The organism is Methylobacter tundripaludum (genome assembly GCF_002934365.1).
Taxonomy (GTDB): Bacteria; Pseudomonadota; Gammaproteobacteria; order Methylococcales; family Methylomonadaceae; genus Methylobacter_A; species Methylobacter_A tundripaludum_A.
This window is the reverse complement of the sequence record NZ_PTIY01000001.1, coordinates 24,864-38,340: the sequence shown is the minus strand read 5'-3', so window position 1 is coordinate 38,340 and position 13,477 is coordinate 24,864. Positions and strand designations below refer to the sequence as shown.

Below are 13,477 nucleotides of genomic sequence, written 5' to 3'. Positions count from 1 at the left end.
GCTCGATGGATACGCCCTGCTTCTCCAGCTAACAGACTTCCAAAACCCCCGGTAAAAAAAACTCGCTGACCAGCATTTGCCGATGCGCTATCGCGTAGACTGTTCTTCTGCCCCAGATCGGCTGGTCGATATGACCTTCAGCTATCGCAGGCTGCGTCCAAGTCGGCGGATTAATCAAGGTGACATCCATCTCGATGCGCTCCAGTTTGGGATAGGAAAAAATCACTTCCCCCAGCGGGCGGTTGCCCAGATGAGACAAGTTGCTTTTGGCGATTTTTACGGTGTTTGCCGGGATGATGGTCCTGGCTAGAATCAGCGGTTTGCCGTCGGCGTGCAGCAAGACTTCACGGATCAGGCTGTACCTGTTTTCGTGTAACTTGAGCAGCCTGCGCTCGCTTAAGAACGGCGTATTCCATTGCTGCAACAGGACTTTAACGCCAACCGCACCGCCGTAATAATCGCGCATGCGCTGGGTCAGCGAGCCCGGCTCATAAGTCCACGACTGGACATTTTCAGGCAAGATGTGGCGGGTGCCGGAGCGGTTTTCAAGCCACAAGGGTTCCCGGTTAAATAAAAAACTTTTGCTGGACAAGGGGTTAAACCTCTGAATATTCGGTGGATGCGCCCAGCCAGCGGTCGCACAAGGGTTGTATGGACTGAGGCGCTTGGGTGAAAAAATCGTCGCCGATCTGTTGGACGGTATCCAGCAACTCGGAATCCCTGGCCAAATCGGCAATTTTAAAATGCATTTGCCCGGTTTGCCGGGTACCCATGACTTCGCCGGGGCCGCGCAGTTCTAGGTCTTTTTCGGCGATCACAAAGCCGTCGTTGCTGTCCCGTAGAACCCCCAGGCGATGGCGGGCGGTATCGGACAGCGGCGCTTGATACATCAGCAGGCAATAACTGTCGTCGTTGCCTCGGCCGACCCGGCCGCGCAACTGGTGCAGCTGGGACAGGCCTAAGCGTTCCGGGTTTTCGATGATCATTAGCCCGGCATTGGGCACATCGACGCCGACTTCAATGACGGTCGTGGCGACCAGCAAATCGATCCGGTGGTTTTTAAAATCCTGCATGACGGCGTCTTTTTCGGCGGATTTCATGCGCCCGTGAATCAGCGCCACGCGCACATCCGGCAAGGCCTCTGTCAGCGTTTCTGCGGTTTTTTCCGCAGCCTCGCATTGCAAAACTTCCGACTCTTCAATCAGCGTACAGACCCAATAGACCTGCCTTTTTTTGCCGACCCAGCTGTTGATCCGGTCGATTACATCGGCGCGCCGCTCGGACGGGATCACGCTGGTCACGATCGGCTTTCTGCCCGGAGGCAGTTCGTCGATAATCGATATGTCCAGGTCGGAATATTGCAGCATCGCCAGGGTGCGGGGAATCGGCGTGGCGGTCATCACTAACTGGTGCGGCCTGATATTGCCTTGCTGGCCTTTCTCCCTGAGCGCCAGCCGCTGATGGACGCCGAAACGGTGTTGTTCATCGATAATAATCAGGCCCAGGCGATGAAAGTTCACGCTGTCCTGGAACAAGGCGTGAGTGCCGATGATAATATTGGCCGTGCCGTCCTCCAGTGCCTGTAATACGGTTTTTCTGGCGTTGCCTTTGAGCTGTCCGGTCAAGTACAGCACCTGGGTTTGAAAGCCGTCAAACCAGGCGCTGAAGTTGCGGAAGTGTTGTTCTGCCAGCAACTCGGTCGGCGCCATCACCGCAACCTGATAGCCCGCCGTCAACGCCAGCAGCGCCGCGTAGGCGGAGACTACGGTTTTGCCGGAGCCGACATCGCCCTGCACCAGGCGCATCATCGGGTGTTGCCGGTTGCAATCGGCTTCGATTTCGGCAATGACCCGTTGCTGCGCGCCGGTCAGTTTAAACGGCAGGGAGCGGATGAAATGCTCGGTGGCGATTTTGCCGGTAGTCCCTACAGAGAAAGAGGGCGCTTGCCAGGCTTTGGTTTTATTCCGGGTTGCTCTTAAGACTAAATAATGCGCCAGCAGTTCTTCAAAGGCCAGTCGTTTCAGCGCGGGTACGCTGCCGTTTTGCAAGGCTTCAACCGACACCGATTCGTCCGGCGCATGAAGCGTCTGGATCGCGTCTGCGAGGCTAGGGTAACGGTATCGCTTTAGGATGGACTCGGGTATCCAGTCGGTCAGCAGTTCAGGTTCCCGGTTGCACAGGTCTAAAGCCTGCTTGACTGCTTTGCGGATGACATTCTGGCTGAGGCCTTCGGTCAGCGGATAAACCGGGGTCAGGCGCGTTTGGGTGATGCAGTCGTCGGGGTTGGCGATAACCTTGTATTCGGGATGAACCATTTCCAGCCCGGCAAAACCGTAGCGCACTTCGGCAAAGCAGCTGATTGCCGTGCCGGGTTGTAGCGCGTTGTGCTGGCTGGCGGTAAAGTGGAAGAACTTCAGGTTGATAAAGCCGGTACCGTCGCTGATACGGCAGACCAGGCTTTTTCTGCCTCTGGGCAAAACATCGATAAATTCGACTTTGCCGCTGATCAGCGCAGTCATGCCCGGCTTTAATGAGCCGATAGCATAAACACGGGTTCGGTCTTCATAGCGCAGCGGCAGGTGAAAAAGCAGATCCTGAATGACGCAAAGGCCGAGTTTTTGCAGGCGGTTTACAGTTTGAGCGCCTATCCCGGTCAATATGCCGACCGGTTGATTCAGGGGGTTCGGTTTTTTCATTAACCGGGAGCATTAAGAAGCCGGATATTCCTGCGGCTTTAACACCATAATCGCATCCATCTCCACGCCGGCGGCTTTAGGCAACGCGGCAACCTGGACAACCGCGCGTGCGGGGTAGGGTGCTTGGAAATAATGCCCCATGATTTCGTTGACTATCGGAAAGTGCGCCAAATCGGTCAAGAAAACATTCAGCTTGACGATGTCCGAGAAATCGCCGCCCGCAGCTTCCGCAACGGCTTGCAGGTTATCGAACACCTGGGTGATTTGCGCGCTTATATCGCCTTCAATAATGGTCATGGTTTCGGGCACCAACGGAATTTGTCCCGAAAGATAAACGGTGCGATCAACCCTGACGGCCTGCGAATAGGTGCCGATGGCTTGCGGCGCTTTATCAGTCTGGATGATTTGTCTGGTCATTTTTGATCCTTTAGGCTTTAACGCGGGTAATTTTTAACACGATCGATAATTCTTTCAAACGTCGCATGATTTTGGCCAGATGCACCCGGTCTTTGACGGTCAAGGTGATTAAATCGACGCAGATACGGTCATCCTGGTCAACAACGTTGACGTTTTCAATATTCGAATTCAGTTCGGAAATCGTCGAGGCGACGGTCGCCAGCGAGCCGCGTTGATTGAGTATTTCTATGCGGATTTCAACCGGGAAATCGCCGACGGCGTCCTCGCTCCATTCAACATCCAGCCAGTTGGTTTGTTTTTTTCTGACCAGATTGCTGTTACGGCATTCGTGATGATGCACGACGATGCCTTTGCCGGGGTTGAAATAGCCGATGATCGAATCGCCCGGAATCGGCCTGCAACATTTGGCCAGGGTAATGACCATGTCTTCCGTGCCTTTTATGATCAGCGGCTTTTTTTGGGCCTGGTCGTTGTCGTCCAGCTTGACGGTGGCGTTAATGTCGTCCTGGGCGATGCGTTTGGCGATCAAAAACGGCATTTTGTTGCCCAAGCCTATGTCTTCAAGCAATTCATCCAGCGATTGCTTGGACATGACTTGAAGCAAGGCTTGTATTTTGTTTTTGTCGATGTCTTCCAGGTGCAGGTGCATGGCTTGCAGTTCTTTTTCCAGCAGCCGGCGTCCCAGGTTAATCGCTTCCAGTTGTTTAAAGTTTTTCAGGTAATTGCGGATGCCGGAGCGGGCTTTGGCGGTGACCACGTAATTGAGCCAAAGCGGGTTGGGCCGGGCCCACGATGCGGTAATGACTTCGACGGTGAAGCCGTTTTCCAGTTTGGTCTGTAACGGCACCAGCTGCTTGTCGATTCTGGCCGAAACGCAGGCATTGCCCACATCGGTATGCACCGCGTAGGCAAAATCAATAATGGTCGCACCGCGGGGCATTTTAATAATGGCGCCCTGCGGGGTGAACACGAACACTTCCTGCGGGAACAGGTCCACTTTCAGGTTGTCGATAAATTCCAGCGAATCGCCGGCGGATTTCTGGATTTCCAGCAAGTCGCGGAGCCACTCGTTGGCGCGATCCCGAAATTTTTGGGCTTTGTCATCGTCGGATTTATACAGCCAGTGCGCGGCGATGCCCGATTCCGACATGCGGTGCATTTCGTGCGTTCGGATCTGAATCTCGATAGGCACGCCATAGGGTCCCATTAAGATCGAATGCAGGGATTGGTAGCCATTGGCTTTGGGCAAGGCGATATAATCCTTGAAGCGCCCCGGAATCGGCTTGTACAGGTTATGCATGACGCCAAGCACGCGGTAGCAGGTATCGACGTCATCGCAAAAAATCCTGAACGCATAGACATCAAACACATCGGCCAGGGAAATTCTTTTGTTGAGCATTTTTTTATAAATGCTGTAAAGATTTTTTTCCCGTCCGGCAACTTCACAGTTTAAACCTACTTGTTCCAAACGGTTTTTTATCGTGCTTTCGATGATGTCGACAATTTTGCGGCGGTTGCCCCGCGCTTTTTTTACGGCATTGTTTAACACCGCGTGGCGCATCGGGTACATCGCCTCAAAACTCAGCGCTTCGAGTTTTTGCCGGATATTGTTCATGCCCAGCCGATTGGCGATTGGGGCGTAAATATCCAGGGTTTCACGGGCAATGCGGCGTTTTTTTGCCGCAGGCATGACGCCGAGCGTCTGCATGTTGTGCAGGCGGTCCGCCAGTTTGACGATGATGACGCGTAAATCTATGGCCATGGCCAGAAACATTTTGCGGACATTTTCCGCTTGCGTTTCGGCATGTGATTTACTGTCGATTTTGGTTAATTTGGTAACCCCATCGACCAGATCTGCGACTTCTGCGCCGAACTGTTCGGCCAGCTCTTTTTTACTGACCGGGGTGTCTTCAATAACGTCATGCAGGATGGCGGCCATGATGCCGTTGGCGTCCATGCGCATTTCGGCAAGACTGATCGCGACGGAGACCGGATGGCAGATATAGGCTTCGCCGCTTTTACGGAATTGACCGGCATGAGCGGCTTCGCCAACTTCATAAGCATGGACGCATTGGTCGATTTGGGTTTGATCCAGATAGCCGGACAAGGTCGTGCATAAACGCCGGATCAATTTGTCCTGGGGGCGTTCGAGCTCGATCGGGTCGGCTATTTCCAGCATAGGCTCTGCGATTTAGAACATCGGGTTTTGGCTAGGCTGATGCTCATGAGCTTCGCCGACACGGTGCAGAAGGTTGATGTTTTCGGGCGAGACATGGCCTGCCGCAATTTCGCGTAATGCGACCACCGTATCTTTATCCTTGCCGCGCGGCACAAATTCAGTCGCGCCGTGGCTCAGTTGGCGCGCCCTCGTGCTGGCTAATAAAACCAGTTTGAAACGGTTTTCAACGTGTTCCAAACAATCTTCGATAGTGACTCTGGCCATTTTTAATCCTGATGCGTTGTAGTTAAGGCAAAAGGCAAAAAGCGAAGGGTGAAAGGCTTTTTCGCCTTTCGCCCTTCGCCCTTCGCCTAACTTGTTATCGCGATTTTAACACAGAAACGGCTGGAAGTTCTTTGCCTTCAAGAAATTCAAGAAAAGCGCCGCCGCCGGTCGAGGTGTAAGACACGTCATCGTTAATGCCGTATTTGTCGATAGCCGCCAAAGTATCGCCGCCGCCTGCAATCGAAAAAGCAGGACTTTCGGCGATTGCCGCCGCAAGGGCCTTGGTGCCTTCGCCGAACTGGTCGAATTCAAATACGCCGACCGGACCGTTCCAGACGATGGTGCCTGCGGTTTTTAAAATTTCGGCATACTGTTTTGCGGTTTCAGGGCCTATGTCCATAATCATGTCGTCGGCTTCGACATCGGCGACATTTTTAACGGTGGCGACTGCGGTTTCTGAAAATTCCTTGGCGCAAACCACGTCGACAGGGACGGGAATATCGGAACCGTTGCTTTTGGCTGCCGCCATCAGTCGTTTGGCTTCATCAAGCAGATCGGGTTCATACAGCGATTTGCCGACCGGGAAACCGGCTGCCGCAATAAAGGTGTTGGCGATGCCGCCGCCGACGATCAACTGGTCGACTTTTTCCGATAAAGATTCTAATACGGTTAATTTGGTCGATACTTTAGAACCGCCGACAATCGCAACCAGCGGCTTAGTCGGTGTTTCCAGGGCTTTGCCCAGTGCGTCCAGTTCGCTGGCCAATAACGGTCCCGCACAGGCAATCGGCGCGAATTTAGCCACGCTGTGGGTTGAGGACTGCGCTCTGTGTGCGGTGCCGAATGCATCCATCACGAAGATGTCGCAAAGAGTCGCCATTTTTTTGCCCAGATCGTCGTTGTTTTTGCCTTCGCCGGCATTAAAACGCACGTTTTCGCACAGCACGACTTCGCCCGGCTGGATAGTGATGCCGTCGATCCAGTCTTTTTCCAGTCTGACCGGCTTGCCCAGCAACTCGGATAAACGTTCGGCGACCGGTTTCAACGAAGACTCTTCGTCGTACTGTCCTTCGACCGGACGGCCCAGATGCGACATCAGCATGACAGCCGCGCCAGCAGCCAGGGCTTTTTCAATGGTCGGTACGCTGGCCTGGATACGAATGTCGCTGGTCACTTTGCCGTTTTTTACCGGTACGTTCAGATCCTGACGGATTAACACCCGTTTGCCTGACAAGTCCAGATCTACCATTCTCTTAATTGACATATTACGCTCTCATTGTTGTGGGTTGTGTAGGTATTAGCTTTCTCAATGGAACTCGGCAATTGCTCCTGCATTGCTCTACCTCCTGCATTCATGCAGTCGACGGATGACACAGATTAGACGGATTTAAACGGGTTTTTTATCCGTAATTATCAGTTACATCCATGCTCCATTTGTTTTTTAGGGTTAATTTAAGGAACATGCATAAATTAATTTAAGCAATCACCATGAAGCGCATAAAGACTTAAATCCTTCATGGTTTAAAAATAAAATTTGCTCAAGTTATTTCATGCACGATCCCTACTTCCATTTGATCGAGCAGCCGATGCTGTTGATTTGCTCTTTGGGGCCGTGGCCGGTTTCGGCAATCAGCTTCATCGCCTCGAATAATTCACGTTTGGCGCCTTCCGGCGCGGTTTCCTTGCGGCTGGCGTCCAGTCGTCCGCGGTATTGCAGTTCATAGTCGGCATTATAGCCAAAAAAGTCCGGCGTACAGATGGCGCCGTAAGCCCTGGCGACCTGCTGGGTTTCATCAAGCAAGTAAGGAAAACAAAAACCTAGCTGTTCGGACAGTTTTTTTATGTTGTCGAAAGAATCGGCAGGGTATTCGACCGTATCATTGGGCATGATTGCGACCGTTTCAACCCCCAGCGCTTTAAGTTCCCGCGCATCCCGGACTATCCGGTCTTGCACGGCTTTGACATACGGGCAATGGTTACAGATGAACATCACCAACAGACCCTTTTCGCCCATGCACTGTTGCAGTGTCCAGGTTCGCCCGTCAACGCCGGTCAATTCAAAATCGATGGCTTTTTTGCCGAAATCACAGATCGGCGTTTCCAGTGTTACCATTTTTGCACCTGCTTGTGGTTGATCTTGTTTAAACGAATTCAACTGCTCAACTAAATCATGCACAGTTGTACTTGGATTATCCGTTGCCGGTTTTGTGATGCCATAAGTATCAACCCATGATTGAATTAGGTTGGCGGCATTTCTGATTGCAGCATCCTGTTGATCTTGATTTAGGATAAATAACGCATTCTTTTTATATTGATACTTATGTTCTAACTGTTCTACAAGCTCATCCCTATCAATGGCTGTATTTCTGTAGTCAAAATGCAGTAAATACCAGATTTCAAAGCAAGGGTTGGAATAAGCAACTTTAATATTTTTATTCTTAGCCCTTGCTATCGCTTGGTTAAAGCTTTCTAAAGTATGCCCGCCGCCATTTGTCCTTTCTTCGTCACGATCAATTACTATCCATTGGTGATCAAAGTCTTGGTAGTTGGGATGATTAAGCAAGTCATCTAAAACGCCAGCAGGGTCGGTATGTTTATGATTAACAATAACCAGCGAGGATGCCGCAATGGCATGATTTATTTTGAGGTCGTCAAAAATAGCGTTGAAATATAGGGGCGCTGATACGCTATCTTCACATGCGATAATGAGAGTTTCGCGCTCATTTTGAGTGTTTTGTGTTCTTTGGGCTATTTTTGCCCGTTTTCTTGCTTTTTTGTTACTTTCAAAACCTTCGGCACCTTGTCTTCTTGACATTACATCTCACCTATATAAGGCACGGCGCCGTATCGTCCTTGTAGATAATGCTTTTCTAAATTATCTGTTGCCCTGACATCTTTACCTTTATTCTTTTTTCTAAACTCAAGTAATGAATAAAGATTGGTGCTGCCGTATTGGTCTTTTTCAGTAAACCAAATTTGATCGCGTTCAAAAAGCTCTGGAACTGATAACAAGTGAATATCATGAGTGACAAAAATCAATTGTGCGTTGTGTTTATTCAGATCTTTATTATTAAAGAGCTTGATAAAACATTCCGTTAGCATCGGATGCAGACTTGCATCAAGTTCATCAATTAATAACACCTTTCCCTTATCTAACGTATCCAAAATTGGGGCGGAAAGTGCGAAGAATTTTTGTGTACCTTGTGATTCATCCTCACTTAACTTAAATAAAACTGCGCCTATTGGTTGATTTTTAGAGCTAAATTTTTTATGACGAGTTTGTAATTCAACTGTAGTTACACCGCCATCGTCGAGCATTTTTTGCTTCAATTCTTCAGGAATAGGCAGGTTTTTAATAATATCTTGAGGGACATCATTTTCTTCAATTTCTATTTCGTCGATTCCCAAGTCGGCAATTTTAACCAATTTAAGCAGCTCAGACTTAGCATCGGTATTTTCCATTTGCTTTAAAGCAATATGTAAATAACCTTCGTTTTCCAACCCATTAATTAAATTAAAATTATTAAACCATTGCAGGATTTTCTTTGAAATATCGCCGTTATTTTGATCGCACTTCCAAATAAACAAATGATTGTCGAGGACTTTTAGTCCTACGCCTTCTTTAAATTTTTGCTTATTAACGTAATGAATATTCTGCTCGTTATCGCGCTCAAATAATCGAGATTCCTTGCTCTTTTCATCGCTATAAAGCCATTCAGCGTAGACAGTTGTACTGTCGGCTTCAAAACCGTAGCGATATTTAACATCCTCTAAGAAAAACACGATTTCAAAATAACTGGAAGCCTGCTCCGTTTCGGTATTTAAACGAAAAGGCTGATGCGGTAAATCGTCAGTTGATTGGGTAATTTTAGGTTTGTTTAAAACCAAATTTCGCATGAAGCTCATGGCTTTTAAGACATTGCTTTTGCCGCTGGCATTTGCTCCGTATATCACCGCGCTATTTAGTAGGTGGCAATCTCTTGCTTGAAAGCTATGTTTGCTCGCTTCGTTTGAAGCGGTGTTCATGCTAAAAGTGACTGTATCTTTAATGGAACGGAAATTGTTAACGCTAAATTGCAATAGCATAATGATCTAGAGATAAATAATAGGATTATATTTTGTAAGTTTCATGCAAAATATAGGATAAATCAAGTATATTTGTTTAATTTGTAATTTTAATGTTGCAAGGTTCCAATCAATCAGAAAGCATCTTCTTTTAGGGTATTCGTGTTCTATTTTTGTGTCTTCACCGAAATAGCACCGCCGCGCTGATGGCCGCCGCGCTGATCAGCATCGCCCAGACCGTTCTGCGGTGGTTTCTAGCCATTTGTCGGCGCAGCAGGATTAATTCCTTGTTTTGCATTTCTGCTTGTTGCTTGGCGTTCGCGGCATTGTCCAGCGCTTTGTAAATCAGCGAAGGAATCTCGGGAAACTGCTCGGCAAAGTCGGGGAACTGTTTGATCAGCCTGTCGATTTTGGCTTTAGGGCCTACGCGCTGATGAAACCATTTCTCAAGAAACGGCTTGGCGGTCTGCCACAAGTCCAGCTCGGGATAAAGCTGCCGTCCCAGGCCCTCGATATTGAGCAGGGTTTTTTGCAGCAGCACCAGTTGCGGTTGCACATGCATATCGAAACGGCGCGCAGTCTGGAATAAACGCAGCAGCAATTGTCCGAAGGAAATGTCTTTCAGGGGTTTTTCAAAGATCGGCTCGCAAACGCTGCGTATCGCGGATTCAAACTCTTCTATCCGGGTCGATTCGGAAACCCAGCCGGATTCGACATGCATTTCGGCCACTTTGCGGTAATCCCGGTTGAAAAAAGCCAGAAAGTTTTTGGCGAGATAGTGCTGGTCGGACGGCGACAGGGTGCCGATGATGCCGAAATCGACGGCAATATATTTGGCCGGCAGATCGACGAAAATATTGCCCGGATGCATGTCGGCATGAAAGAAATTATCCCTGAATACCTGGGTGAAAAAGATTTCCACGCCGCGTTCTGCGAGTAATTTAAAATCGGCGCCGCCCACCCGAAGCTGTTCGATTTCACCGACCGGTATGCCGTGAATCCGCTCCATGACCATGACTTTTTGACGCGTTAACGGCCAGTGGATTTCCGGTATATAGATAATGTCGGAGTTTTCGAAATTGCGGCGCAATTTGGCCGCATTGGCCGCTTCCCTGACCAAGTCGAGTTCGTCGAGTGTGGTCCGTTCAAACTCGGCTACGACATCGACAGGGCGCAATCTTCTTGCGTCAGACCAGAAGCGTTCGGCAAAACGGGCCAGTTCGTAGAGCAGGCCTATGTCCGAGCGGATGCGGTTTTCTATGCCGGGGCGCAGCACTTTAACGACGACGCTTTCGCCGCTGTGCAGGACGGCGGTATGGACCTGTGCGACGGATGCGGAGGCCAGCGGTTCGGCGTCAAACTCGGCAAAGGCCTCGCTGATAGACATGTCGAGTTCTTTTTCAATAATGCTGCGGGCAATCGCGTTGTCAAAGGGCGGGACGCGGTCTTGCAGTTTGACCAATTCGTCGGCAATGTCCTCGGGCAGCAGGTCTTTCCGGGTGGACAAGGCCTGGCCGAACTTGACATAAATAGGCCCCAAATCTTCCAGTGCGCGGCGGATTCTGGCGCCGCGGGAGTCTGACGAGCTTCTGAACCAGTAGTTGGGCGAGAAAACCGCCAAATAACGGACAGGCCGGAATAAATGGGTTTTTAAAACGATTTCGTCCAGGCCGTGAAAGACCAGAACCCAGTTAATGTGAATCAGGCGCAATAATAATTTAGGGCGGATCACGAGTTACCTTTGTTTGTAGGGCGGGCTGTGTTTTTAAGTCCTAAATTCACCACGAAGACACGAAGTTCACGAAGAAAAGATAAGGTAAAACTTCGTGTCTCCGTGCCTTCGTGGTGAATAATTAAGATTTATTTTGCAACGTACTTTTCAGGCGATCAATCCGGCTTTGCAGGCGGTCAAAATCGGTGCGCAATTCATCGACCTGGGCGTAAAAAATATCCGCTTCGGGCGCTGCCGGCAAATCGCGGGTTTCTTCCTGCAAAAATTCTTTGGCATTCAGCCTGAAGGTTTCGAGCGAATCTTTGCTCCAGTTTTGCCCGGCGCGGAAAAAATTGGCCGTCTTATGCGCGATGATGTCGCCGGTGAATTGCGACAGTTTTTCTTCCAGATCGATGTCCAGTTTGGCGAACAGTTCCTGGAACTTGCGGCCGGTTTGCATATCGCCTTCAATTTTTACCTCGCCTGAGAAAACGGAACGCATCGGTGTCGAGCTGAGGCCCATTAAGCCCAGCGCCCAAATTGAACCGGTCAGCCGGGTGTCGGGTGGGTCCGGGAACTGATCCAGACACTGAATGGAATCGGTCGTCGGGCACAGGTAAACGGTTTCATCAAACGGCTGAATATTAACAGCAATGACCTTGCCGGCCAGTGGCGTCAAAAAATAGCCGCTGTCCTGATCCAACGAAAGATATTGATTCAGCGTGGCTTCCAGTGCGCCAATCAGCAATGGCTTGATAGTCATGCTAGATTTTATAACCTCTATGAACGGCGACGATGCCCTGCGTCATGTTGAAGTATTCGCAGCGTTCCAGGCCTGCGTTCTCCATCATTTTCTTCAGATCATCCTGTTTGGGATGCATGCGGATCGATTCGGCCAGATAACGATAACTGTCCTCATCTTTGGCGACAATCTTGCCGATCTTGGGCAGCAGCTTGAATGAGTAAAAATCGTAAACTGTCTCGGTGATTTTATCGACCGGGTGCGAAAATTCCAGCACGATGACGCGGCCGCCGGGTTTCAGCACGCGGTACATGGAGCGCAATGCCGCATCTTTGTCGGTGACGTTACGGAGGCCAAAGGCGATACAGACGCAGTCGAAAGTATTGTCTTCAAAGGGCAGGCATTCGGCGTTGACTTGCGCATAGCGGATATTGCCGACCAAGCCTCTGTCGATCAGGCGGTCGCGTCCGGTGCGCAGCATTTCCGAATTAATATCGGCCAGAACTATCTGGCCTTCTTTACCGACGCGTTTTTCGAACAGCGTGGTTAAATCGCCTGTGCCGCCGGCCAGATCAAGCACCTGATCGCCTTTGCGCACATTGCTTAGCTGCACCGCAACGCGTTTCCAGATGCGGTGGATGCCCATCGACATCAGGTCGTTCATGATGTCGTATTGTCCGGCAACGGAATCGAATACGCCGCGCACCAGCTTGACCTTATCTTCTGTGGCGACTTGTTTAAATCCGAAATGGGTGGTGTTGGTCATGGTTATACCTGATTTGTTTATATCGTAATTATATTGTTCCCATGCTCCGGCGTGGGAACGCACTCTGCAAGCCTGTCCTGAGCCTTTCCGAAGGGCTCCGGCGTTGTGATGACCGAGCAAGTCTTATTTTTAAACCATGAAGAACATGTAGAGAATGAAGGATTTAAGTCTCCATGTCCTTCATGGTAATTGCTTAAATTAATTTATGCATATGTCTTAGTTTTGCCGCGGTTCTTTGCGTTTATAGCCGGCGGATTCAAGATTATGAAGATAATCAGCCCATAAAGTTTGATATTCGGCGCCCAATTTATACAGCAAATCCCAGGTATAAATGCCGCTGTTGTGACCATCGCTAAATACCGGGGCTATCGCATAGTTACCTACAGGCTTGATTTCCTTGATGGTGATGTCTTCCTTGCCGACCTGCAGAACTTCCTGTCCGGGCGCGTGACCGACCGCTTCCGCCGAAGGCGTGTAGACGCGCAGATATTCGGACGGCAATTTAAACACGCTGCCGTCGTCAAAGCTGATCTCCAAAATGTTGGAAACCTGATGCAGCTTGATTTCGGTCGGGTGGGTGTTGCTGGGTTTTGCGGTTAGGCGCATAAGCAATATAAGGGAAAGGCTAAGGGCTAAG

The 13,477-nt window shown here is 49.9% G+C and carries 12 protein-coding genes; all 12 read right to left on the bottom strand.

What is annotated here, in order from left to right:
• Window positions 1-28 precede the first annotated feature (28 nt).
• Window positions 29-592: a chorismate--pyruvate lyase family protein gene (locus B0F88_RS00180; RefSeq protein ID WP_104421929.1), complete on the bottom strand. Its 564-nt coding sequence runs from the start codon at window positions 590-592 to the stop codon at window positions 29-31.
• A gap of 4 nt (window positions 593-596) precedes the next feature.
• The gene (recG, locus tag B0F88_RS00175; RefSeq protein WP_104421928.1) at window positions 597-2,696 is read right to left on the bottom strand and encodes an ATP-dependent DNA helicase RecG; all 2,100 of its coding nucleotides are present in this window, start codon (window positions 2,694-2,696) and stop codon (window positions 597-599) included.
• Window positions 2,697-2,708: 12 nt separating this feature from the next.
• A complete protein-coding gene (locus tag B0F88_RS00170) occupies window positions 2,709-3,113 on the bottom strand; it encodes a RidA family protein (protein ID WP_104421927.1) in 405 nt (134 codons plus the stop codon).
• Between the two features lie 10 nt (window positions 3,114-3,123).
• A complete protein-coding gene (locus B0F88_RS00165; protein ID WP_104421926.1) occupies window positions 3,124-5,292 on the bottom strand; it encodes a RelA/SpoT family protein in 2,169 nt (722 codons plus the stop codon).
• 12 nt (window positions 5,293-5,304) lie between these two features.
• Window positions 5,305-5,556, bottom strand: a complete 252-nt coding sequence (rpoZ, locus tag B0F88_RS00160; protein ID WP_104421925.1) for a DNA-directed RNA polymerase subunit omega — start codon at window positions 5,554-5,556, stop codon at window positions 5,305-5,307.
• A 94-nt stretch (window positions 5,557-5,650) separates the two neighbouring features.
• On the bottom strand, window positions 5,651-6,820 hold the full coding sequence (locus B0F88_RS00155; protein ID WP_104421924.1) for a phosphoglycerate kinase: 1,170 nt from the start codon (window positions 6,818-6,820) through the stop codon (window positions 5,651-5,653).
• Between the two features lie 297 nt (window positions 6,821-7,117).
• Complete coding sequence (locus tag B0F88_RS00150) at window positions 7,118-8,371, bottom strand: RloB domain-containing protein (protein WP_104421923.1); 1,254 nt, start codon at window positions 8,369-8,371, stop codon at window positions 7,118-7,120.
• A complete protein-coding gene (locus tag B0F88_RS00145) occupies window positions 8,371-9,642 on the bottom strand; it encodes an AAA family ATPase (protein WP_104421922.1) in 1,272 nt (423 codons plus the stop codon). The genes B0F88_RS00150 and B0F88_RS00145 overlap by 1 nt, the downstream gene beginning before the upstream one ends.
• 160 nt (window positions 9,643-9,802) lie before the next feature.
• Window positions 9,803-11,353 carry a ubiquinone biosynthesis regulatory protein kinase UbiB gene (gene ubiB / locus B0F88_RS00140; RefSeq protein WP_104421921.1) on the bottom strand — a complete coding sequence of 517 codons (1,551 nt, stop codon included), beginning with the start codon at window positions 11,351-11,353 and terminating at the stop codon, window positions 9,803-9,805.
• A gap of 121 nt (window positions 11,354-11,474) precedes the next feature.
• Window positions 11,475-12,095 (bottom strand): ubiquinone biosynthesis accessory factor UbiJ, encoded by a 621-nt coding sequence (locus tag B0F88_RS00135; RefSeq protein WP_104421920.1) that lies wholly within the window; start codon window positions 12,093-12,095, stop codon window positions 11,475-11,477.
• 1 nt (window position 12,096) lies between these two features.
• On the bottom strand, window positions 12,097-12,846 hold the full coding sequence (ubiE, locus tag B0F88_RS00130; protein WP_104422267.1) for a bifunctional demethylmenaquinone methyltransferase/2-methoxy-6-polyprenyl-1,4-benzoquinol methylase UbiE: 750 nt from the start codon (window positions 12,844-12,846) through the stop codon (window positions 12,097-12,099).
• A gap of 210 nt (window positions 12,847-13,056) precedes the next feature.
• Window positions 13,057-13,446: a gamma-butyrobetaine hydroxylase-like domain-containing protein gene (locus tag B0F88_RS00125; protein ID WP_104421919.1), complete on the bottom strand. Its 390-nt coding sequence runs from the start codon at window positions 13,444-13,446 to the stop codon at window positions 13,057-13,059.
• Window positions 13,447-13,477: the final 31 nt, after the last annotated feature.